We start from the raw sequence: 18,804 nt of genomic DNA on the forward strand, positions 1-18,804 counted from the left end.
CTCCTTGGCGACGAACGCCCCTTACACTCTTTCCATTATGGATTCACTGCACGATCAAGTCGAGATCATGGCGGGACAGCGGCTTCGGCTGGGATTCGGTGGTCAGATAGGTGCGGCCAAGCGTCATCGCGGTTTCGGTTTCGGAGTCCATGATGATCATATGGGCGAACAGCGTCATGTTGGGCGCAATCGGTTCGGGATTACCCTGATAGAACATCGGCATATCCATCCAGGACGGGGTGAAGCGGGCGCCGAGCGAATAGCCGCAGGCATTGAGCCGGTGCTTGGTCAAGTTGTGGGCTTCGAGGGTGCGGGCATGGGCGTCGAACACGTCGCCGAACGTATTACCGGGCGTCATCGCCTTCTCGACTGCAAGTAGCGCGGCGCGGGCGGCATCGAACAATTCCTGGTGGCGTTTCGATACCTTGCCGGTCAACACCGTGCGCATCATTGCCGCATGGTAGTGGTGGAAGACACCGGCCCATTCGAGCGTCAGCTGGTCGTTCTTGGTGAGCTTGCGGCGACCGGCCTTGTAGCGGCAAAGCAGGGCGTCGACTCCGGAGCCGATGATGAACTCGTTGGCCGGATAATCGCCGCCGCCGGCAAAGATCGCACCTTGCATGGCGGCGAGGATCAGCGCCTCATCGCCACCCTGCTTGATCAGCGGCAGTGCTGCGTCCAGCGCGTCGTCGGCCAGATTTGCGGCTTTTTCCGCCTTGGCGATTTCTGCCGGGCTCTTGAATAGCCGTAGCCGGCTGACAATGCCGGAGGCATCCGCGATCTGCCCGAAGGTCTGCAACTGCTCGTCGAGGCGCCGGCCATTATAGGCGGTCAGGCCGTGGGTGTCGTATTCGACGCCGATCCGGGCGCCGAGCAGGTCAAGCTCGTTGAGCAGATTGCGCAGATCTACCGCCGGATTGGCGCCGTTGCGGTCCGTCCACAAAACGATGTTGTCGATGATCGAGGTGTGGCGCGCCTGGCGCAAGTCGGCCGAACGCGTCAGCAGCACCATCGAGCCGTCGGCCTTGACCACCAGGCACTGGAAAAAGCAGAAGCCGAAGGTGTCGTAGCCGGTTAGCCAATACATGCTTTCCTGGGCAAACAGCAGGACGGCGTCGAGCTTCTTTTCGGCGATCTCGATCATCAGTCGATCGCGCCGCGCGTCGAATTCCGAGCGTTCGAAATGCAGCGCCATCAGTCAGCCTCCAAAACGATTGCCGAAACCTGCCGCCCGTAGTCGGGCTCGTTGCGATGCGTGCTGCGCCGATAGGAGTAGAAAAGCTCTTCCTCGGCATAGGTGCAGCGGCCAAGTCCTTCGGCATTGACGCCAGCCTTGGTCAGCCGGTCGACCGTGTAGCGGTTGAGATCGAACATCGCGTGTCCGGCATTTGCGGAGGGCGCGAAATAGCGGGCACTGCCAGCATCGGCGTCGACGAAACGGGTGACAAATTCCGGTCCGACTTCGTAATTCCGTGGGCCGATCGAAGGACCGAGCACTGCGACGATGCGGTCGCGCCGGGCGCCGAGGCTTTCCATTGCCGCGATGGTGTTTTCCAGCACTCCGGTGAAAGCGCCTTTCCAGCCGGCATGGGCGGCGCCGATAATGCGCGCCTCGGCGTCGGCGAAGAGGACCGGTCCGCAGTCGGCGGTCGAGGCACCGACGGCAATGCCCGGCCGGTCGGTGACAATTGCGTCGGCCTTGGGCCGCTCGCCGGCAAAAGGCTCCCTGGCAATGACGACGTCCGGCGAATGAACTTGGTGAGCGGTCAGCAGATGGTTTGCAGGCACGCCCATCCATTCGGCGACCCGGCGGCGATTCTCGCGCACCAGCGTCTGGTCGTCGTTCGAGCCGGTGCCGATGTTGAGGCCCCGGTAGATGCCGCTGGAAATGCCGCCGACGCGCGTGAAGTAGCCGTGGCGGATGCCTTGCGCCGTTTCCAGCAAGGGCGACCGAACGGGATCCGGTTTGGTCTGATTCAGCATGGCGGCTTTGTTGTCCGTATGGGCGATTTCGTCAAGCGAGTTGAAGGGCGCAGTTGAAGGCTGGTCAGTTTAAGGCTGGCGCAGTTGATGTCGGCCGCTAGTCGGAGATGGGAGAGTGGGAGAGGCGGCAGCGAAAAGTCAATCCATGCTTGGAAACGGCGGAACGGCAATGCCGGCGGGGAGGACGGCAAGCACCTTGAAGAGTTCGCCCATGGCCAGCGGGCCGGCGAGGCGCTCGACGTCGGCCGCGATCTTTTCGCGAGCTGCCTCATCGGCATTGGCGCCGAGCCGGCCAGCTCGTTCGAGAAGCCCCATCTTGAGCAGGAATTCACCTTGCGTTGAGAGGTGGGCATCGAGGCTGTGTGCCCGAACGGTTGCCGCGAGGGCAGCGAAATCGACATGGGCTGTGAGATCGGCCCGCCCCGGATTGGCCAGCACGTCCTCATGACGGTGCTTGCGCAAGGCCTGCAAGGTGTCGCCGATCCCGGGCTGGAGGTGACCGTAGTCGAGAAACAGGCCGGCGCCGCCAAATCCGGCAAGTCGCCCGGCGATGGCCGCCATCAGGGCGGCGCGGGCTGGCGCCACCTCGACGATCGCACCTTCCGGCGCATTCTCGGCACCCTCCGGCAGCAGCATCGGGTCGAGCGAGCCGGCGCCGACGAAAAAGCGCAGCCGGTTCGCATCGTCGAGACCGATCATCCGCTCGCGCCAGCCGGCTCCGGCGCGGACGAACTGGCGGATGGGCACCGCGTCAAACAGCTCATTACCAACAATCAGAAGCGGCGCCTGCGGTAGTGTGTCCACGGCCTCATGCCAGGCGACGGTGGCCGACGTCCCGGCAAGCGTTCGTTTCTGGACCTCGGTCAACCGCGGACTGGTCTCGATCAAGGCGAACGATGCGCTGGCGGTAAGCGTCGGATCGAGCCGCGAAAGCGTGCGCAGCATATCTCTCATCAGCGTGCCGCGGCCGGGGCCTATTTCGGCGATGGCGACCGGCGTCGGCCGGTCGATCGCCAGCCACGCCTGGTAGAGCCAGATGGCGACCAGTTCGCCAAACATCTGGCTGATCTCCGGCGCGGTGACGAAGTCGCCGGCGGCGCCGAACGGCTCGCGTGTCGTATAGTAGCCGTCCAGCGGATCGAACAGGCAGAGCGCCATGTATTCGCTGATGGGGATCGGTCCCACCGCACCGATCAGCTCGGCGATGCGGGTCTTCAGCCGCGTCATGCCGGCTGCGGTTTTGTCACCGGCTTGGCTGTAGCCATCGCCCAGATGCCGGCCAGCACCATCGGCAGTGACAGCACCATTCCCATGGTCAGCCAGCTCGTGCCAAGGAGGTAGCCAAGCTGCTGGTCGGGCTCGCGAAAGAATTCGACGAAGATGCGCGAGGCGCCATAGCCGGCGATGAAGGCGCCGCCGACGAAGCGCGGCGTCTTCAGCTTGAGCCGCGAATGGGTGAGGAAGCGCAGGATAAGGAACAACACCAGCCCTTCGAGCAGCGCCTCGTAGATCTGGCTCGGATGGCGTGCAAATGGACCGCCATTGGGGAATTCGAATGCCCATGGAACGTCGGTCGGCCGGCCCCATAGTTCGGAATTGATGAAGTTTGCCAGGCGAACGAGGCCAAGCCCCACCGGCACGCCGGCGGCAACCACGTCGAACAGCGACCATGTGCGGATGCCGCGAGACCGGGAAAACAGCGTCATTGCGACAATGACGCCGATCAGACCGCCATGAAACGACATGCCGCCCTGCCAGACGGCGACGATATCGAGCGGATTGGCGATGTAGCGCGGCAGGTCGTAGAACAGCACGTAGCCGGTGCGTCCGCCGAGCACCACACCGATGGCTGCCCAGACGATGAAGTCGTCGAGGTCGACGGGCTTCATCGGCAGGGTGCCGTCGGGCCACAGTTTTGGGTTGGTGACGAGGCGCTTGGCATACCACCAGGCGAACAGAATGCCGACGATGTAGCCGACGCCGTACCAATGCACCGCCAGCGGTCCGATCCGGACGATGACCGGGTCGATGTTGGGAAAGGGCAGGGCGGCCAGCGGCAGCAAATATTCGCTCAACAGGGTCTCCGGGTTCCCAATCAGGTTCGGGCGCGGACCATGCGGCAGGCTTTTGGCGGGGTCAAGGCAAGCATATGCTTGCATTCCGAATCGCGCGCCACTACGTCAATTCGACCAAGCGAGGATTTGCCATGGCGACCGGACCGAACCGCATTCTCGATGAATTCGCCAAGCTGATGACCGATGCAGCCGGTGCCGCGCAAGGCGTGCGGCGCGAGGTGGAGACCGCCTTCAGGGGCCAGGCCGAGCGCATACTCAACTCCATGGACGTGGTGCAGCGCGAGGAATTCGAGGCCGCTCGCGACATGGCGGCGAAGGCCAGGGAAGAAAACACCCGCCTCGCCGCTCGCATCGAGGCGCTCGAGGCCAGGCTTGCCGAATTGACCGGTCAACCAGCGCCTGCGGCTGCGTCAAAGCCGCGTGCAAAAAAATAACAAGAAATAAATCGTTAAACTTTTCCACAAAGCCGGATCGCAAAAAGCGCTTTGTCGTGAATCGCTTACCGGTACTGCGTGAATCTTTGTGACAGTGCCTTTCCACATGCGAATGACGCAGTGCGAAAAATTTGGCTGGTCACGCGACTCCCGATCAATAGACTGAATTTGTTGCATGATTCGGAGCAGGGTCATGCGCCGGGCGGTGGGGTCCGGTCCGGGGTCTTTGCGTTGACGAAGTCCTGGCCGTCCGAGTTCTAGGCAGAATTGTTCGAGTGTGCCTCTCCCGCGGAGCGTGTGGTGGCGCTCCCAGAACGACAGGAAGCATTTCATGGAACTTCTCGAACTCGAATTCTCCCGCGAAATCCATCCGGTGGATGTTATCGAGCAGGTGGCGCACAACAACGATTGGTCCTTCGAGCGGGCCGGCGACGACGAGATCTCGATCTCGGTTGCCGGAAGCTGGACCGACTACCACGTTTCATTCTCCTGGATGGAGGACTACGAAGCGCTGCACCTGGCCTGCGCCTTCGACATCAAGGTCCCGGAGGCGCGCGCGCTCGAGGTGATGCGGCTGCTTTCGCTGATCAACGAGCAGATGCTATTTGGCCATTTCGACCTCTGGGAGCAGGAAGGCGCCATCATGTTCCGCCAGTCGCTGCTGCTGGCCGGTGGGGTCGAGCCGTCGAGCCAGCAGGTCGAGGTGCTGCTGTCGTCGGCGCTGGAAGCCTGCGAATGCTATTTCCAGGCGTTCCAGTTCGTCGTCTGGTCGGGAACTTCGGCCAAGGATGCGTTGGCCGGCGTGCTGTTCGAAACCTACGGAAACGCCTGACCGTCGATGGTTTCGAGCAACGCGCGAAAACCCGAGATCAGCTTTGCCGATTTCGACCGCGTCGACATCCGCGCCGGCACGATCGTCGAGGCCGAGCCTTTTCCCGAGGCGCGCAAGCCGGCGATCAAGTTGAAAATCGATTTCGGTCCCGTGATCGGGGTGAAGAAATCCTCGGCCCAGATCACGAAATACTATACGCCCGAAGCCCTGATCGGCCGGCAGGTGTTCGCTGTGGTCAATTTCCCGCCGCGTCAGATCGGGCCGTTCATGTCGGAAGTGCTGACGCTCGGCTTTCCCGATGAAGAGGGCGCGGTGGTGCTTGGGGCAATCGAACGCAAAGTGCCGAACGGCGGGCGGCTGTTCTAGCTGCGCTGTTGTTCACGCAGCCAGTTTACGCGTGGTACCCAGCGCTTCTTCGACCGTTTCCATGAACATTTCCGCGCAGGCCTTCCAGCTGTAGCGCATTGCGCGTTGCCGCGCCTCGGCGCGGTCGACGTGAAGGGCGGCGAGCGCTGCTTGCCGCAGGTCGTCCGACACCGCGCCGCCGATGCCGTCACCCACAATATCGATCGGTCCAGTGACGGGATAGGCTGCGACCGGCGTGCCGCTGGCCAGCGCCTCGATGATGACGTTGCCGAACGTGTCGGTACGGCTGGGGAAGACGAAAACATCGGCCGAAGCGTAGATCTCGGCCAGTTCGTCGTTCGGACGATGGCCAAGGAAATGGGCATCGGGATATCTGGCCTTCAGCTTCGCCAATTCCGGCCCTTCGCCTACGACCAACTTGCTGCCGGGCAGATCGAGGCCTAGGAAGGCCGGCAGGTTCTTTTCGATCGCGACGCGGCCGACGCAGAGGAAGATCGGTCCGGGAAATCCCAGGTCCTTTCTTTTGTCCGGCCGAAAATGATCGGTGTCGACGCCGCGCGTCCACGGCCGGAGCTTGGTGAAGCCGCGGGCCGCAAGATCGTCGGCAAGCGACTGGGTGGCAACCAGCGTGCCCTGTCCTGAATTGTGGAAATCACGCAGCCAGCGATAGGCCCATGCTTCAGGCACCGGCAGGCGCGCGCTCAGATATTCCGGAAAACGTGTGTGATAGCTGGTCGTGAACGGGCGGCCGGCGTTGCGGCAGTAGCGCCGGGCCATAATGCCGAGCGGTCCTTCGGTGACGATATGGATGTGGTCCACCTTGCGTGCCTCGATCAGCTGCGCCACGCGGTGCGGCGTCGTCAGCGCCAGCCTGATATCGGGATAGGTCGGCAGAGGCAGGGTGCGAAAGATATTCGGCGTCAGGAAGTCCGTCTCGATATCGAAGGATTTCAGGGTCTCCGAGAGACGCTCCAGCGTGTGGACGACGCCGTTGACTTGCGGGCGCCAGGCGTCGGTGACCATCAGGATGCGCATGGCGGTCCCTTGGCGGCAAGCTTGATTGCCTCGCCGCGACGCCTGAGCGGCGACCACGCCGCAGCTCGGGCGTCGCACCAGCGCACCTGGGCAGGCGCGGGGTCGAAATGAGGCCGCAGGGCCGAATCAATCAGGATCGCGCGCTTCATTGGCGCTCTTCACCATGGTTTCATGACGGGCCGATGAAGGCCCGGGTGTCGCTGCCGTCAAGCGGGGACCTTGATCACCGCCCGAAGGCCGCCGAGCGGGCTGCGTTCGAGGACAATGTCGCCGCCATGGCTGCGGGCAATGTCTCGTGCGATGGAGAGGCCAAGGCCGGTGCCGCTGGCGTCGAGGTTGCGGGCCTCGTCCAGCCGCACGAACGGCTTGAATACATCCTCTCGCTTTTCGGGCGGAATTCCCGGGCCGTCATCGTCGATGGTGACGAGCAGCGAACCGCGCCCATGATTGGCATTGATCTCCACCGTCTTGGCATAGCGGAATGCATTGCCGACGACGTTGGACAGCAGCCGCGCAAAGGCATTGGGGCGCACGTGCACATGCGGATCGCCGACAAGCACGGTCGACAGCTTGCGCTTGCGCAGCGCGGCTTCCTCGCGAAGCTTGTCGAAGAAGGCTTCGAGATCGAACTGACCGGCATCTTCCGAAGCTTCGCCGCGTGCAAAGGCAAGGTAGCCTTCCAGCATCGACTGCATGTCGTCGATGTCCTGATCGAGTGCCTGGGTATCGGCCGCCTTGGTCCCGGCAAGCGCCAATTGCAGCTTGAAGCGGGTGAGGATGGTCCTCAGATCGTGGCTGACGCCGCTCAGCATGGCGGTGCGCTGCTCGAGCTGGCGTTCGATGCGTTCGCGCATCTGGATGAAGGCAAAGCCGGCGCGGCGGACTTCCTCCGCGCCGCGCGGGCGAAAATCGCGCGGCATCGGCCGGCCCTTGCCGAAGCTCTCGGCCGCCTCGGCCAGCGTCAGAATCGGCCGGATCTGGTTGCGCAGGAAGGGAATGGCTATCATCAGCAGCACCAGCGAGGTGCCGACCATCCAGATCAGGAAAATATGGGTGTTCGATGCATAGGCCTGGCTGCGGCGCACGAAGACGCGCAGCACCTTGTTCTCGAGCTGGACGCGGACCTCGACGATATTGGAATTGCCGACCGTATCGATCCAGAACGGACGGTTGATCTGGCGGGTGATCTCGGACGAAAGGATCTCGTCGAGGATCGAGAAGAACGGCTTTGGCCCGGGAGGCGGCAGCGGGTCGGGCGGGAGGAGGTCGACCTTCAGCTGCATGCGATCCTGGGCGATGCGGATGACGTTGGCGTAGTCGGCGTCATGCGGATAGGTCTCTATCAGGTCGATGATGGCGGCGATGTCGCGCACCGTGGCCTGCGACAGGCGTTGCGTCACGGTCTGCCAGTGGCGCTCCATGAAGACAAAGGCGACGACCGACTGCAGCATGATCATTGGCGCGATGACGATGATCAGCGAGCGGGCATAGAGCCGCTTCGGCATGTAAAGCGACACCAGGCGCCAGAAACGGTTCCAGGCGCGCGGCACGGCCTTGAGCGCCCGCGTCGCGCGGGCGCTGAAGCCGCCATCTCCCGGCCGTTCGAGTTGCGTGGTCGCCATTCGTCCTTTCGCTCACCGGGACCCGGCAAAGGGCCGCTGTCGGCGGCATTCTATTCCACGCTGAGCCGATACCCAATACCGCGCACGGTCTGCAGCCAGACCGGATTGGACGGATCGCGTTCGATCTTGCGGCGCAGCCGGTTGATCTGGACGTCGATCGTGCGCTCGCCGACCTCGGATTCATCGCCGACAAGCTCATGCCGCGGTATCGTTTCGCCGGCACGCGCAGCGAAGATCGCCAGGATTTCCTGCTCGCGGTCGGTCAGCTTGAGCGCCTCGCCGCCGCGCTTCAGCTCACGCCTGGCGATCTGGAACGTATAGGGGCCAAAGACCAGCTGTTCGACCTTGGGCGTCGTCGCGGGGCCGCCGCGGCGCAGGATATTGTTGATGCGCAGGATCAGCTCGCGCGGGTCGAACGGTTTAGGCAGATAGTCGTCGGCACCGGCCTCGAGCCCGGTGATCCGGCTGTCGGTTTCGGACAGTGCGGTGAGCATCAGGATCGGCACGTTTTTCTCGGCCCGCAGCGCCTTGGTGAGATCGACGCCGCTTTCACCCGGCATCATGACGTCGAGCACGATCAGATCGAAGTCGAGGCCGGCGAGCTTGCGCCTCGCCTCGCCGGAATTTCCGGCGACGGTGACGCGAAAACCGTTTTCGGTCAGATACTGTTTCAGAAGATTGCGGATACGGGTGTCGTCGTCGACCACCAGCAGATGCGGCGCGTCGTCTTCCGGTGCTGTCGGATGATCAACCCTCTCAATGGTCTCCATGGTTTTTCCCTGACATCTTTGCGGGCACAATGTCGATCTGCGCCCTTAGTTCCGGATTTACCATCGCTTCAAGGAACCGTTCGATAACGGCGCGTTCGGTGGCTCCGGAATCTTCCAATGCAGCATGGATGCGGCGCGACTGTGGCCGCGCCAGTGCCAGCGCCAGAGCACGGCCCTTGGCCGTCGGATAAAGCTCGCGCTGGCGGCGGTCGCGGGGGCCCTGCAATTGCACGATATGGTCGGTGTCGATCAGTTGCTTGAGCACGCGCGCCAGGCTCTGCTTGGTGATCTTGAGCACATCGAGGAGCTCGGCGACCGTCAGGCCGGGCCGGCGATTGACAAAATGCAACACCCGATGATGGGCGCGGCCAAAACCGTAATCGGCCAGGATCTGGTCCGGATCGGAGGTAAAGTCGCGATAGGCGAAGAAGAACAACTCGATGATGGCGAAATCAATGCCGTCCTCGTCGGTGATCGCTGTCCTGATCGGCTCTGCGGCTGCGTGGCTCGTCATCTTTTCTCCGTGTGAAGCAGGAAATTATGTCAGCACTATTGACGTATTTTCCGCGCGATGGTAATTTTTGGCAAGCTTTTCGGCGGATTGCGAACGAAAAGGCAAGCGAAGCCGTTTTTTCCGGAACTTCCTGAGTTTGCCAGACCTTAAATATCCGCCTACGCTTTGAGACAATGGCCGCCCGCAGCGGCCGAGGCGAAACACGCAACGACACAATGATGTGCGGGCTGCCGCCCGCGGGAGGTTACCATGGCATCCGTTCCCTTCGACCAACTGGACGGCTTTATCTGGATGAACGGCGAATTCGTCAAATGGGCCGACGCCAAGATCCACGTCTTGACCCACGGGCTGCACTACGCCAGCGCGGTATTCGAGGGCGAGCGCGCTTATGGGGGCGAAATTTTCAAGCTGACCGACCACACCGAACGCCTGCATGAATCGGCGCGCCTGCTTGGCTTCAAGATACCCTACTCGGTCGCCGAGATCGACGACGCCTGCCGCACGCTGTTGAAGAAGCAAGGTTTCCAGGACGCCTATGTCCGGCCGATCGCGTGGCGCGGCAGCGAACAGATGGGCGTTTCCGCACAGAACAGTCGGATCAACTGCGCCATCGCCATCTGGCAGTGGCCAAGCTATTTCGACCCGGCGCAGAAGCTCAAGGGGATCCGCCTCGACATGGCCGAATGGCGCCGCCCCGACCCGCGCACCGCACCGTCGAAATCGAAGGCGGCCGGCCTCTACATGATCTGCACCATGTCCAAGCATGCCGCCGAGGCCAAGGGCTATGCCGACGCCATGATGCTCGACTGGCGTGGCCAGGTGGCGGAAGCGACAGGCGCCAACATCTTCTTCGTCAAGGACGGCAAGATCCATACGCCCAAGCCTGATTGCTTCCTCGACGGCATCACCCGCCGCACGGTTATCGGCCTTGCCAAGGACCGCGGTTTGGAGGTGATCGAGCGCGCCATCATGCCGGATGAGCTTGAAGGCTTCCAGCAGTGCTTCCTCACCGGGACGGCAGCCGAGGTGACGCCTGTTTCGGAGATCGGTCCATACCGATTCGAGGTCGGCGAAATCGCCAAGACGCTGATGAATGACTATTCTGCGGCCGTTCAGCCCAAGCACGCAATCGCTGCAGAATAACGAAAGTCACAGCTTTTTTAACTAGTAAGGGCGGTTTTCGGGCCGCCCCTTTTATTTAAGCGCTTCTGCATTTGACTTTCACACAATTCGGCGTCTCATGATGGGGTCGGCCCGGGAGGCTGGCAGCTATGGAGGGACTGGAAATATGGATATGAACACGCTTCTTCCGATCATTATTCAGGTGATTACGGGTATCATCGGTGGTCAGGCGGTTGGCGCGGCTATCAAGACTGCGGCGATGGGGCAGCTTACCAAAATCCTGGGCGGCGCTGTCGGCGGCGTCGGCGGTGCGGCCATCCTCAACAGTCTGCTGGGTGGCTCGGTCGATCCGGCAGCCGCCGCCACGGCGGCAGGGGCCGGCAGCGCGTTGAACATTTCAAATATCGTTGGCGGTGCCGGCGGCGGCGCCATCCTGACCGGCATCATCGGTGCGGTCATGAACGCGATGAAGAAATAAGCTTTGACGTTTCAGGTTTTCAAATGGGCGGCTTCGGCCGCCCATTTCGTTTGCCGTTTGTGGGAGCGGTGGACGCCGTTCGCGTGTGTCTCTACATCAGGGCCTGGTTCAAGGTTGGAGCTCTCCTGACGCGTTCGAGGGGACGCGCAGCGCTCCGACAGCGTGAAAGGACGAATATGGGTCAGCTCAACGCCGGCATCGTGCCGGTCACGCCGTTCCAGCAGAACTGCACCATCCTCTTCGACATGGACGACAGGCAAGGCGTTGTCGTCGATCCGGGCGGCGACATCGACAAGGTGCTGGCGGCGCTCGAGGACAATGCGATCACTGCCGGCGCGATCTGGATTACGCACGGCCATATCGATCATGCCGGCGGGGCCATGGAGTTGAAGGAGGCGCTCGGTATCGAGATCATCGGTCCGCATGCCGCCGACCGGCCGCTGCTCGCCAATCTCGAGAACCAGGCAAAGCGCTACGGCATCACCGATCCCGTGCGCAACTGTGTCCCCGACCGGTTCCTTGCCGAAGGCGAGACCGTTTCGTTCGGCTCGCACGTGTTCGAGGTGCTCCATTGTCCGGGCCATGCACCCGGCCACGTCGTCTACTATAGCCGGGCTGCGAAGTTCGCCCATGTCGGCGACGTGCTGTTCCGCGGTTCGGTCGGCCGCACCGATCTGCCGGGCGGCAACCACGCCGCGCTGATCGCCTCGATCAAGGAGAAGCTTTTGCCGTTGGGCGACGACATCGGCTTTATCTGCGGCCATGGTCCCGGCGGCCGTTTTGGTGAGGAGCGGCGGAGCAATCCTTTTCTGGTCTGAAACCGCTTGCCGGAAACAAAAAGCGCGGCCTGTGCGACCGCGCTTTTTTCCGACGGGAAACTGCCTCCGCTAATTGGCGGTGCAGAAATGCTGTTCGCCGTCATAGCCGGTGAACGTGCCGGTACGGGCGTTGAAGCTCCGGTAGCGGTCCGAGCAGTATTCGTACCAGCCGCGGGTCCACGGCTCCGCATAGCTTTCGGCATAGGCCACTCGCGGCTGCACGTAATAACGGCGCACCGGGGCAGGCCTGTAGTATTCATCATCATAGGCCGGGTCGTAATAGCGGGGCTGCGGGCTGGCGAGCGCACCGCCGATCAGGGCACCGGCCGCAAGGCCGAGCACGCCGGCCGCAACGGCGTCGCCGTGGCCGTGGTGGCGGCGGTGATGGCGCCATTCGTCGGCATTGGCCGCGGGCAAGGTCGCAAGCGTGGTCGCAACGACCGCGGCGGACAGGATGGCAGTCTTGAAAATTCGGTTCATGTCAGTCTCCTTCGTGCCGGCCCGGGTCGTTTCGGGGGATGCGGTCCGGCTTTAACGAAGATTAATATGCGACCGTGGCTGAACGGGGGCTGAACGAAATTTGGCCAGGCGGTTCATCTAACTGGGCGGTTCAAGCGTGCGGCAAACACCGCAGGCCAGACCGGCCCACGTCCATTCTGCCCGGGGTGGTTCAGCCGATCGACAGGTTGACGGCTTTCGGACCCTTGCCGCGCTTGTCCGGCTCGGTGTCGAATGTCACTTTCTGCCCATCCTCGAGACCGGGAAGACCCGACGCCTGCACGGCCGAAATATGGACGAAGACATCCTTTGCCCCGTCGTCCGGCGTGATGAAGCCGAAGCCCTTGGCGTGATTGAAGAATTTGACGGTGCCGGTCTGCGGCATGGGAAGCTCCTTTGATCCCACAAGTCCAGTCTCGGGCCGGCAAATGCCCGGACGGAAATTTGTCCTTTATTTTAGTGCCATCGGCAAGAGAAAGTTTTGCGGGTGCCGGCAAGCATCCCCGGAACACAAAAGGCGCGACGAAAACCGCCGCGCCTTCATAAAACTCACGTCACACCAAAGCCTTGCAGCATCCTCACACCCCGAAAGGACGCGCAGCACGCCGCCGTTCAGGCGGCGCGGAGATTGACCGCTTTCGGACCCTTGCCCATGCGGTCGGGCTCGACATCGAAGGTGACCTTCTGACCGTCGACGAGCGTGCGCAGCCCGGAAGCCTCGATCGCCGAGATGTGGACGAACACATCCTTGGCGCCGCCATCGGGCGTGATGAAGCCGAAGCCTTTGGTAGCGTTGAAGAATTTAACGGTGCCGGTCTGGGCCATTGGGGAAACTCCTTCACCCGTGTCAGTCTTGGTGGTTCCGCCCGCCGCCTGGCGCCGTGGGCAAGTCCCGGTGGTTGCTTCGGCAGTCATGCATTGGCGCATGGTAAAAACCCCCGCCGAAAACGGGGCTGTCAGAGATTCACAGTATCGGGGAAAGGTCGTCCAAAACGTTCCGCTCTCCGGGTCGCAAATGCCCGAACACAAAATTTATCGCACGGAAACGTGATGCTTGCAAGACACAGCCGCGGGCGGCCCCAACAGGCGCATCCCGACGCATCGCACCGATAGTCCCGGTTCTCTGCGCGGTCATCGGCCAGACTTCACCCAGGCATGGTCCAGCAAGCGGGGCAGGTGCTGTCTTGGCTTGCGCCGGCATACCGCCCTGGCTCGCCAGTTGCAAACAGGGGTTGCATCTGGCGGCGGAATGACGAGGATCGGCCTGACCCAGGCACCATTTGTGCAGGCAGGAGTTTCGAGGGAGGGAACATTCATGCGGTTTCTTGCGGCAATCTTTCCGCGGCAGGTTTTTTCCATCCTGTTCCTGTCGGCAATTCTCGCAGCCTGCACCGTCGTGGTGGATGATGAGGGGCCGGGGCCGCGCCCGCCACGGCCGGGGCCGCAATTCTGCACCAGGCAATATGACCCGGTCTGCGCCCGGCGCGGCGGCGACCGCCAGACCTTCGCCAATGCCTGCCTTGCCGAACGGGCCGGATACCGCATCATTCGCGAGGGCGAGTGCCGCGGCGGTGGTGGTGGCGGTGAGGAGCAGACATTCTGCACCCGCGAATACCGCCCCGTCTGTGCCCGTCGCCATGGCGAACTGCGCACATTCCCCAACGAATGCGAAGCCCGCGCGGCGGACTATCGCGTCGTCGATGACGGGCCCTGCTAGCGCACCGACCTACAGCCTGGCCGGATAAGCACCATCTGGGGCCGGCGTACAGCTCAGCGCCGTTCCCTTGAAGATGCGCAGGCGACGCGGATCTGCGGCATCATCAGCATGTGAAGCAGCGTTGCGGCGCGTCGGCTCAGTTGGCCGGGTTGTCGACCGGTTCGAGATTGTCTTCCGTGGTGACCCGCTCATAGGTCTCCTGATCGCTGCGGATGCGATATTGCGGCGAGCCGTCCTTGACCGGCAGCCGGCTCTTGATCTGGAACAGCTCCGCGGTCTTTTGGGCAAGGCCGGTGCGGCTCTTCATGCGGACGGTCTGGCCGACGGTGAAGATATGCGCCGGCGTGTCCGTGCGCCGCGCATTCTGCTGGAAGCGGATCATGTGACATTCTCCTGGTCGTGCCGAAGCGCTGCGTCGAGCTCGGCATGGTCAATGGCGACAAGCTGGCTGGTCGCGCTTTTCACTGTCCTTGCCGGCAGATGGATGAAAGTGGCGACGCGGCGCCAGGCAGGCCAGGACATGCCGTCGATCAGTTCTTCGTCGTGGTCGATGTCATAGTCGCCGGCCGGCTGCATGCCATCCAGCCCGCCAAGCACGAACGGTGCCGCGAAATGCGCTATGGAATGGGTGGTGCGAGCAGACATTCTTGTGCGCCTCGAAGTTCTCGCTTGTGCCTTGAAGTTCTCGTGCCTTGAAGTTTCTTTCCGGCCTGCCCCGGAAGCGGAGCCTGCATTGCGGTACCAGGTGTCGGCGATTTGGATAAGTTTGGCGGGCCGAGAATCCCTGACACCGCGGGGCCAAGCATGACCCAAACGGTTTCATACCTCTAGTCTGAAAATACGACTTATTCAAGAAGTTTTCGGCCTCTTACCCCTACCAACGTCAAATTACTTTTCTATAGTTATCCGCAGAACGATGATACGGTCCCGGAGCACCTCGAAAATTATTTGAAGAACTTCCGAAAAAATTCCTCCGGCATTTGTATTTATCTAGCAATGGAAGGAAGAGAGTCATGAACTCCGCAAGAACACCGGATGTCCCGACAGTTGCAGTCAGTCCTGTCGCAAAGCCGATAAAGGTCTTGTCGCCGCGTCTCACGATAAGAAGCGACGAGGCGGCAAGGCGAAGGATTGCCGACACCGACGGCACGGCGCGGCGGGCGCGCCAGCTTGCCGAAAGCAACCGCCTGATTTGACGCGCAAGCCATGACGCTCAATTTTCCCAATCCCAGCCGCTCCTATGACGCGGCGGCCAAGCGCATTCGTTTCGTCGGCCATGACGGCATGCTCGAAGTCCCGTTCTTTGTCGAGGTCGCGGCACTTTCGGCGGCAAACCCGGCTGCAAGCGGAGCCGAGGCCGAATTTCTCAGCGCCTTCGACGCCAAGCGTTCGTCGATCCACGAGATTGCGCGCCAAGCCTACTCGCACGGCCGCAGGAACATGTATGTGCTGACGCCGGCCGACTTCCGCTAGCTCGGTGGGTTCCGAGGTTCGCTCCCTTGCGACCGCCTCTGCTCTTGCACGCGCCGCAGCGATGGCCTAGATCGCGGCAGGCGGACAACACGGCAGGTTTCCCATCAACAGAGATCCGAGACAACCGGCAGGCGCACGTTACGGCTCAGGCGGGCAGCCACCACTGGGGCTCGACCAGTACGTGCAGCAAGCGCTGCAGTTGCACCAGGCGGGGCGCCGGCAGGAAGCCGAGGCGCTTTACCGACAGGTGCTGGCGCAAAAGGCCAACCACCCGGCTGCTGCGCATTTCCTCGGGCTTCTGCTGCACCAGACCGGGCGCAGCGCTGAGGGGCTGGCGCTGATCGAACAATCGGTGCGTCTGCAACCGAACAATCCGGATTTCCTCAACAATCTCGGCACCGTGCTGCGCGACCTCGGCCGGGTCGCGGCCGCCGCCGATCTCTTCCGCAAGGTGGTGGCGATTCGGCCGGACCAGTTGGCGGCGCGTGACAATCTCGGCTCGTCGCTGAGGCAGCTCGGCCAATTCGAAGGCGCCGAGGATATTTATCGCGGCACGATGGGCCGTAACCCGTTCCATGTCCGCGCCCGCGTCGGGCTTGCCGAAACGCTGCAGGAAGCGGGCCGGCTGGATGAGGCACTGGCTGTTTTTCGCGAGGCGCTGACGATCCGGCCGAAGGATGCCGATCTTTTGCACGGCCTGGGTGTCGGGCTGATGGAAAAGGGCAATCTCGACGAGGCTGCGGATCTTTTCAGGCAGGCGCTGGCTGTGGACCCCGGCATGGCGAGGGCCTGGCTGATGCTTACCCAGGTCAAGCGCCAAAAGGAGCGCGACGCCGAGCTTGCCCGCATGGAGGCGGAGCACGCCAAGGCGCCGCGAGGCAGCCTGGCGCGCATGCAGCTTTCCTTCGGTCTCGGCAAGGCCAATGACGACCTCAGGGAGTATGGCCGCGCCTTCGACTATTTCGCCGAAGGCAACGCGATCCGCCGCCAGGGCATCGACTACGACGCCGGCAAGACGCGCGGCGAGTTCGAGGCGATGAAGGCGGTGTTCGACAAGGCCTTTTTTGAAAGGCACAAGCCGAGCGAGATAGCCGAGGACACGCCGATCTTCGTCGTCGGCATGCCGCGTTCCGGCACCACGCTGGTCGAGCAGATCATCGCCAGCCATCCGCAGGTCTATGGCGCCGGCGAGCTCAGCATATTGAAGACGGCGGTCGGCAAGCAGTTTCCGCTCAGCATGAAGGGCGGCTTTCCCTGGGGCATCGCCGACATGCCCGACAAGGCCTATGCCGAGGCCGGCCAGGCCTATCTCGACATGCTGCACGCCCGCTATCCGGGTTCTCGACACGTCACCGACAAGATGCCCGGCAATTTCCTGTTGGTCGGTTTCATCCACATGATGCTGCCGCGGGCCAAGATCATCCATTGCGCGCGCGATGCGGCGGCGACCTGCCTGTCGATCTACAAGGTGCACTTCCGCGGCGACAGCCATCGCTACGGCTACGATCTCGACGAGCTCGCCGATTTCCACAATCTGTACACCGACATCATGGCGCACTGGCATGCCGTGCTGCCTGATGTCGTGCACGACGTTCGCTACGAGGATTTCGTCGCCGACCAGGAAGGCCGGTCGCGGGCGCTGATCGCCCATCTCGGCCTGCCGTGGGACGACGCCGTGCTGTCGTTCCACGAGACCGACCGGCCGGTGCGAACGGCGTCGGCTGCGCAAGTGCGCCAGCCGATGTATCAGGGCTCGGTCGACCTGTGGAAGCGCTATGGCGACCGGCTGAAGCCGCTGCACGACAAACTTGATCGAGGGGCGCCTACAGCTCGATGAAGGGCTGAAAACCGCCAAAGATCATGCGCTTGCCGTCGAATGGCATGGTCTCCCAGTCCGACTTGAGGCGCGGGTCGGCCATCACCTTGGCCATCACCGCGTCGCGGCTCTGGCGCGATTCGTAGACCACCCATGAGAAGATGACGACCTCGTCGTCCTTGGCCTGTACGGCGCGCGGGAACGAGGTGAGCTCGCCATAAGGGACGTCGTCGCCGACGCATTCGACGTAGGCAAGAGCACCGTGCTCCTTCCAGACGGCGCCGCCGGTTTCCGCCAGCTTCTTGTAAGCATCGAGCTTTGCCTTCGGTACGGCAAGTACGAAACCGTCGACATAGGACATCTGATTTCCTCCATGCGATCGTTTTCCTCTCCCTCTGGAGCGGGAGAGGTGATTTCAGACACAGCCTGTGTGGAATGCTAAGCTGCTTTCACCGGTGCGTTCATTGCCCATTCGACGCCGAACGGATCACGCATATTGCCCCAGCGATCACCCCAGAACATCACTTGCAACGGCACGACTTCCTCGCAGCCCGCCTCGATGGCCCGCTGCCACCAGGCGTCGATGTCGTCGCTGCCGAGATGGAGCTGCATGGTGTAGCCCTGCGGCTTCACAGCGGCCATTCCATGCTCGGGATAGAAGTCGGAAAGCATCAGGGTCGAACCGTTGATGTGGAGATGGATATGCATGGTACGGCCCTGTTCGTCCGGCGGATAGGCAAAGACCTGCTCGGCACCGAAGGCCTTTCGGTAAAATTCGGCGGCTTTGAAAGCGCCATCCAACTGAAGGTAGGGCGTCAATCCGCCAAGCACTTTGGCGGCGGGCTGGGTCTGCGGCTGGTCATTCATGTCATGCTCCTCTTTGCGTCTGGTTTGCCTTTGCGAACCACAGGACGAACGGAACGGCGACGATCCTACACGGCCGATGGTTTTTTGGATTCGAAATGGCGCCTGCCGCGACGGCCAACTGCCACCTTTCAACCTTCGATGCGAATCCGCGGGCTGTTTTGCGCGTCGACGACGATTTCCGGCCAGCCAATATCTTTGCGCAGCTCGATCGGCAATGAAAGGATGGCGCGTTCGCTGCGATAGCGGGCGCGAGCCGCCGAGTAACGCGTCACGGCGTGACCTATGGATGACAGAATAGACATGATGCTTTCTCCTCGATTGGCGCCGGCATCACCGTGTCGGCAACCCAAGGACGTGGCATGCGATCATAATCCGACAGGCGCC

General features: G+C 62.4%; 26 protein-coding genes. 10 read left to right on the forward strand and 16 right to left on the reverse strand.

All coding sequences use genetic code 11. The annotated features are described in order from the left end of the window. Window positions 1-43: 43 nt before the first annotated feature. From NKJ81_RS16180 to lgt, 4 genes are all read right to left on the reverse strand, one after another. A complete protein-coding gene (locus NKJ81_RS16180; RefSeq protein WP_023678425.1) occupies window positions 44-1,195 on the reverse strand; it encodes a M24 family metallopeptidase in 1,152 nt (383 codons plus the stop codon). Continuing rightward, a complete protein-coding gene (gene pgeF / locus NKJ81_RS16185) occupies window positions 1,195-1,983 on the reverse strand; it encodes a peptidoglycan editing factor PgeF (protein ID WP_352469752.1) in 789 nt (262 codons plus the stop codon). Before pgeF ends, NKJ81_RS16180 begins: the two co-directional genes overlap by 1 nt. A 138-nt stretch (window positions 1,984-2,121) precedes the next feature. Then, on the reverse strand, window positions 2,122-3,210 hold the full coding sequence (locus NKJ81_RS16190; protein WP_352541016.1) for a class I SAM-dependent methyltransferase: 1,089 nt from the start codon (window positions 3,208-3,210) through the stop codon (window positions 2,122-2,124). After that, window positions 3,207-4,058 carry a prolipoprotein diacylglyceryl transferase gene (lgt, locus tag NKJ81_RS16195; protein WP_352541017.1) on the reverse strand — a complete coding sequence of 284 codons (852 nt, stop codon included), beginning with the start codon at window positions 4,056-4,058 and terminating at the stop codon, window positions 3,207-3,209. Before lgt ends, NKJ81_RS16190 begins: the two co-directional genes overlap by 4 nt. A 131-nt stretch (window positions 4,059-4,189) precedes the next feature. On the opposite strand from lgt, the gene NKJ81_RS16200 reads away from it, so the two are divergent. The 3 genes from NKJ81_RS16200 (at window position 4,190) to NKJ81_RS16210 (ending at window position 5,690) form a co-directional block, all read left to right on the forward strand. Further along, entirely contained in the window at window positions 4,190-4,492 is a 303-nt protein-coding gene (locus NKJ81_RS16200; protein ID WP_352469829.1) for an accessory factor UbiK family protein, read from the forward strand. A gap of 331 nt (window positions 4,493-4,823) precedes the next feature. Next, complete coding sequence (locus NKJ81_RS16205) at window positions 4,824-5,324, forward strand: type III secretion system chaperone family protein (protein ID WP_023678420.1); 501 nt, start codon at window positions 4,824-4,826, stop codon at window positions 5,322-5,324. 6 nt (window positions 5,325-5,330) lie between these two features. Continuing rightward, window positions 5,331-5,690 (forward strand): tRNA-binding protein, encoded by a 360-nt coding sequence (locus NKJ81_RS16210; RefSeq protein ID WP_352541018.1) that lies wholly within the window; start codon window positions 5,331-5,333, stop codon window positions 5,688-5,690. 12 nt (window positions 5,691-5,702) lie between these two features. Here NKJ81_RS16210 and NKJ81_RS16215 read toward each other — a convergent pair whose 3' ends face one another. The 4 genes from NKJ81_RS16215 to NKJ81_RS16230 all read right to left on the reverse strand — a co-directional run bounded on the left by NKJ81_RS16215 (window position 5,703) and on the right by NKJ81_RS16230 (window position 9,631). Further along, window positions 5,703-6,725: a glycosyltransferase family 4 protein gene (locus NKJ81_RS16215; protein WP_352541019.1), complete on the reverse strand. Its 1,023-nt coding sequence runs from the start codon at window positions 6,723-6,725 to the stop codon at window positions 5,703-5,705. A gap of 206 nt (window positions 6,726-6,931) precedes the next feature. Next, the gene (locus tag NKJ81_RS16220) at window positions 6,932-8,347 is read right to left on the reverse strand and encodes an ATP-binding protein (RefSeq protein WP_352541020.1); all 1,416 of its coding nucleotides are present in this window, start codon (window positions 8,345-8,347) and stop codon (window positions 6,932-6,934) included. 50 nt (window positions 8,348-8,397) lie between these two features. Then, complete coding sequence (locus NKJ81_RS16225) at window positions 8,398-9,117, reverse strand: response regulator (protein ID WP_023678415.1); 720 nt, start codon at window positions 9,115-9,117, stop codon at window positions 8,398-8,400. Next, on the reverse strand, window positions 9,104-9,631 hold the full coding sequence (locus NKJ81_RS16230) for a MarR family winged helix-turn-helix transcriptional regulator (protein ID WP_352456926.1): 528 nt from the start codon (window positions 9,629-9,631) through the stop codon (window positions 9,104-9,106). Before NKJ81_RS16230 ends, NKJ81_RS16225 begins: the two co-directional genes overlap by 14 nt. A 249-nt stretch (window positions 9,632-9,880) precedes the next feature. Between NKJ81_RS16230 and NKJ81_RS16235 the strand changes: the two genes are divergently transcribed. From NKJ81_RS16235 to NKJ81_RS16245, 3 genes are all read left to right on the forward strand, one after another. Then, window positions 9,881-10,774 carry a branched-chain amino acid aminotransferase gene (locus tag NKJ81_RS16235; RefSeq protein WP_352450493.1) on the forward strand — a complete coding sequence of 298 codons (894 nt, stop codon included), beginning with the start codon at window positions 9,881-9,883 and terminating at the stop codon, window positions 10,772-10,774. 145 nt (window positions 10,775-10,919) lie between these two features. Further along, window positions 10,920-11,231 (forward strand): hypothetical protein, encoded by a 312-nt coding sequence (locus NKJ81_RS16240; RefSeq protein WP_352450492.1) that lies wholly within the window; start codon window positions 10,920-10,922, stop codon window positions 11,229-11,231. Window positions 11,232-11,407: 176 nt separating this feature from the next. Then, window positions 11,408-12,049: an MBL fold metallo-hydrolase gene (locus tag NKJ81_RS16245; RefSeq protein WP_352450491.1), complete on the forward strand. Its 642-nt coding sequence runs from the start codon at window positions 11,408-11,410 to the stop codon at window positions 12,047-12,049. A 69-nt stretch (window positions 12,050-12,118) separates the two neighbouring features. Here NKJ81_RS16245 and NKJ81_RS16250 read toward each other — a convergent pair whose 3' ends face one another. The 3 genes from NKJ81_RS16250 to NKJ81_RS16260 all read right to left on the reverse strand — a co-directional run bounded on the left by NKJ81_RS16250 (window position 12,119) and on the right by NKJ81_RS16260 (window position 13,372). Continuing rightward, window positions 12,119-12,529, reverse strand: coding sequence for a BA14K family protein (locus NKJ81_RS16250; protein WP_023678410.1), 411 nt, complete (start codon window positions 12,527-12,529; stop codon window positions 12,119-12,121). A gap of 190 nt (window positions 12,530-12,719) precedes the next feature. Next, window positions 12,720-12,932 carry a cold-shock protein gene (locus NKJ81_RS16255; protein ID WP_006202521.1) on the reverse strand — a complete coding sequence of 71 codons (213 nt, stop codon included), beginning with the start codon at window positions 12,930-12,932 and terminating at the stop codon, window positions 12,720-12,722. A gap of 227 nt (window positions 12,933-13,159) precedes the next feature. After that, the gene (locus NKJ81_RS16260; RefSeq protein ID WP_006202520.1) at window positions 13,160-13,372 is read right to left on the reverse strand and encodes a cold-shock protein; all 213 of its coding nucleotides are present in this window, start codon (window positions 13,370-13,372) and stop codon (window positions 13,160-13,162) included. A 490-nt stretch (window positions 13,373-13,862) separates the two neighbouring features. On the opposite strand from NKJ81_RS16260, the gene NKJ81_RS16265 reads away from it, so the two are divergent. Beyond that, entirely contained in the window at window positions 13,863-14,264 is a 402-nt protein-coding gene (locus NKJ81_RS16265) for a Kazal-type serine protease inhibitor family protein (RefSeq protein ID WP_023678409.1), read from the forward strand. 136 nt (window positions 14,265-14,400) lie between these two features. Here the strand turns inward: NKJ81_RS16265 and NKJ81_RS16270 are convergent, their stop codons facing one another. Continuing rightward, entirely contained in the window at window positions 14,401-14,646 is a 246-nt protein-coding gene (locus NKJ81_RS16270) for a hypothetical protein (RefSeq protein WP_023678408.1), read from the reverse strand. After that, a complete protein-coding gene (locus NKJ81_RS16275) occupies window positions 14,643-14,909 on the reverse strand; it encodes a hypothetical protein (protein ID WP_352469759.1) in 267 nt (88 codons plus the stop codon). Before NKJ81_RS16275 ends, NKJ81_RS16270 begins: the two co-directional genes overlap by 4 nt. Window positions 14,910-15,277: 368 nt before the next feature. Here NKJ81_RS16275 and NKJ81_RS16280 point away from each other — a divergent pair, with 368 nt between their 5' ends. From NKJ81_RS16280 to NKJ81_RS16290, 3 genes are all read left to right on the forward strand, one after another. Next, a complete protein-coding gene (locus NKJ81_RS16280) occupies window positions 15,278-15,460 on the forward strand; it encodes a hypothetical protein (protein ID WP_023678406.1) in 183 nt (60 codons plus the stop codon). 10 nt (window positions 15,461-15,470) lie between these two features. Continuing rightward, window positions 15,471-15,737, forward strand: coding sequence for a DUF1488 family protein (locus tag NKJ81_RS16285; RefSeq protein WP_023678405.1), 267 nt, complete (start codon window positions 15,471-15,473; stop codon window positions 15,735-15,737). A 181-nt stretch (window positions 15,738-15,918) separates the two neighbouring features. Continuing rightward, window positions 15,919-17,574, forward strand: coding sequence for a tetratricopeptide repeat-containing sulfotransferase family protein (locus NKJ81_RS16290; protein ID WP_352541021.1), 1,656 nt, complete (start codon window positions 15,919-15,921; stop codon window positions 17,572-17,574). Here the strand turns inward: NKJ81_RS16290 and NKJ81_RS16295 are convergent. The 3 genes from NKJ81_RS16295 to NKJ81_RS16305 all read right to left on the reverse strand — a co-directional run bounded on the left by NKJ81_RS16295 (window position 17,561) and on the right by NKJ81_RS16305 (window position 18,722). Beyond that, window positions 17,561-17,914 carry a DUF1428 domain-containing protein gene (locus tag NKJ81_RS16295; RefSeq protein ID WP_023678403.1) on the reverse strand — a complete coding sequence of 118 codons (354 nt, stop codon included), beginning with the start codon at window positions 17,912-17,914 and terminating at the stop codon, window positions 17,561-17,563. The two genes, NKJ81_RS16290 and NKJ81_RS16295, sit on opposite strands and share 14 nt — an antisense overlap. Before the next feature lie 77 nt (window positions 17,915-17,991). Next, window positions 17,992-18,420: a VOC family protein gene (locus NKJ81_RS16300; RefSeq protein WP_352541022.1), complete on the reverse strand. Its 429-nt coding sequence runs from the start codon at window positions 18,418-18,420 to the stop codon at window positions 17,992-17,994. A gap of 128 nt (window positions 18,421-18,548) precedes the next feature. Further along, window positions 18,549-18,722: a hypothetical protein gene (locus NKJ81_RS16305; RefSeq protein WP_023719167.1), complete on the reverse strand. Its 174-nt coding sequence runs from the start codon at window positions 18,720-18,722 to the stop codon at window positions 18,549-18,551. Window positions 18,723-18,804: the final 82 nt, after the last annotated feature.

The organism is Mesorhizobium sp. M0018 (assembly GCF_040323955.1).
Taxonomy (GTDB): domain Bacteria; phylum Pseudomonadota; class Alphaproteobacteria; order Rhizobiales; family Rhizobiaceae; genus Mesorhizobium.

What these genes read in the sequence shown, in the direction of transcription:
- NKJ81_RS16180 (WP_023678425.1), bottom strand. Translation starts at nt 1,195, where the DNA reads ATGGCGCTGCATTTCGAACGCTCGGAATTCGACGCGCGGCGCGATCGA.
- pgeF (WP_352469752.1), bottom strand. Translation starts at nt 1,983, where the DNA reads ATGCTGAATCAGACCAAACCGGATCCCGTTCGGTCGCCCTTGCTGGAA.
- NKJ81_RS16190 (WP_352541016.1), bottom strand. Translation starts at nt 3,210, where the DNA reads ATGACGCGGCTGAAGACCCGCATCGCCGAGCTGATCGGTGCGGTGGGA.
- NKJ81_RS16200 (WP_352469829.1), top strand. Translation starts at nt 4,190, where the DNA reads ATGGCGACCGGACCGAACCGCATTCTCGATGAATTCGCCAAGCTGATG.
- NKJ81_RS16205 (WP_023678420.1), top strand. Translation starts at nt 4,824, where the DNA reads ATGGAACTTCTCGAACTCGAATTCTCCCGCGAAATCCATCCGGTGGAT.
- NKJ81_RS16210 (WP_352541018.1), top strand. Translation starts at nt 5,331, where the DNA reads ATGGTTTCGAGCAACGCGCGAAAACCCGAGATCAGCTTTGCCGATTTC.
- NKJ81_RS16215 (WP_352541019.1), bottom strand. Translation starts at nt 6,725, where the DNA reads ATGCGCATCCTGATGGTCACCGACGCCTGGCGCCCGCAAGTCAACGGC.
- NKJ81_RS16220 (WP_352541020.1), bottom strand. Translation starts at nt 8,347, where the DNA reads ATGGCGACCACGCAACTCGAACGGCCGGGAGATGGCGGCTTCAGCGCC.
- NKJ81_RS16225 (WP_023678415.1), bottom strand. Translation starts at nt 9,117, where the DNA reads ATGGAGACCATTGAGAGGGTTGATCATCCGACAGCACCGGAAGACGAC.
- NKJ81_RS16230 (WP_352456926.1), bottom strand. Translation starts at nt 9,631, where the DNA reads ATGACGAGCCACGCAGCCGCAGAGCCGATCAGGACAGCGATCACCGAC.
- NKJ81_RS16235 (WP_352450493.1), top strand. Translation starts at nt 9,881, where the DNA reads ATGGCATCCGTTCCCTTCGACCAACTGGACGGCTTTATCTGGATGAAC.
- NKJ81_RS16240 (WP_352450492.1), top strand. Translation starts at nt 10,920, where the DNA reads ATGGATATGAACACGCTTCTTCCGATCATTATTCAGGTGATTACGGGT.
- NKJ81_RS16245 (WP_352450491.1), top strand. Translation starts at nt 11,408, where the DNA reads ATGGGTCAGCTCAACGCCGGCATCGTGCCGGTCACGCCGTTCCAGCAG.
- NKJ81_RS16250 (WP_023678410.1), bottom strand. Translation starts at nt 12,529, where the DNA reads ATGAACCGAATTTTCAAGACTGCCATCCTGTCCGCCGCGGTCGTTGCG.
- NKJ81_RS16255 (WP_006202521.1), bottom strand. Translation starts at nt 12,932, where the DNA reads ATGCCGCAGACCGGCACCGTCAAATTCTTCAATCACGCCAAGGGCTTC.
- NKJ81_RS16260 (WP_006202520.1), bottom strand. Translation starts at nt 13,372, where the DNA reads ATGGCCCAGACCGGCACCGTTAAATTCTTCAACGCTACCAAAGGCTTC.
- NKJ81_RS16265 (WP_023678409.1), top strand. Translation starts at nt 13,863, where the DNA reads ATGCGGTTTCTTGCGGCAATCTTTCCGCGGCAGGTTTTTTCCATCCTG.
- NKJ81_RS16270 (WP_023678408.1), bottom strand. Translation starts at nt 14,646, where the DNA reads ATGATCCGCTTCCAGCAGAATGCGCGGCGCACGGACACGCCGGCGCAT.
- NKJ81_RS16275 (WP_352469759.1), bottom strand. Translation starts at nt 14,909, where the DNA reads ATGTCTGCTCGCACCACCCATTCCATAGCGCATTTCGCGGCACCGTTC.
- NKJ81_RS16280 (WP_023678406.1), top strand. Translation starts at nt 15,278, where the DNA reads ATGAACTCCGCAAGAACACCGGATGTCCCGACAGTTGCAGTCAGTCCT.
- NKJ81_RS16285 (WP_023678405.1), top strand. Translation starts at nt 15,471, where the DNA reads ATGACGCTCAATTTTCCCAATCCCAGCCGCTCCTATGACGCGGCGGCC.
- NKJ81_RS16295 (WP_023678403.1), bottom strand. Translation starts at nt 17,914, where the DNA reads ATGTCCTATGTCGACGGTTTCGTACTTGCCGTACCGAAGGCAAAGCTC.
- NKJ81_RS16300 (WP_352541022.1), bottom strand. Translation starts at nt 18,420, where the DNA reads ATGAATGACCAGCCGCAGACCCAGCCCGCCGCCAAAGTGCTTGGCGGA.
- NKJ81_RS16305 (WP_023719167.1), bottom strand. Translation starts at nt 18,722, where the DNA reads ATGTCTATTCTGTCATCCATAGGTCACGCCGTGACGCGTTACTCGGCG.